Here is a 359-nt window from a genome sequence, read left to right on the forward strand (position 1 = left end):
TCCGTTTCGATCTTGAGGAAGCACCAGCGCGGCGGAACGATGAAGGTTTCGAGCTTGGTGATTTTCATGGCGTGTGTCTCCAGTCGCATGCGGGAATATTCGAGGCTTTCCATGCTACAACAAAGCTCTTTAAAGTACTATTAATAGTACTATTTTCCACATATTGAGCGGTGCGACCGCGAGGAGAGAAGCTATTCAGCACGATCTGCATGGGCGCGTCGCCCATCTGCTGGCAACCGCGATCTTGCGCGGCGACTACGCGCCCGAGTCGATCCTGCCGCGCGAGGCGGAGTTGATGGACGCGTTCGGCGTAAGCCGCACGGTCTTGCGCGAGGCGCTGCGCACGCTCACGTCCAAGG

The 359-nt window shown here is 57.4% G+C and carries 1 protein-coding gene; it reads left to right on the top strand.

Annotated features, from left to right (window positions below):
* Nucleotides 1–163 precede the first annotated feature (163 nt).
* Nucleotides 164–359 (top strand): GntR family transcriptional regulator (locus tag EN824_RS36610; protein WP_135933187.1); only part of this gene is annotated, 196 nt, incomplete at its 3' end.

It is taken from the genome of Mesorhizobium sp. M8A.F.Ca.ET.181.01.1.1, assembly GCF_004792025.1.
Lineage (GTDB): Bacteria > Pseudomonadota > Alphaproteobacteria > Rhizobiales > Rhizobiaceae > Mesorhizobium.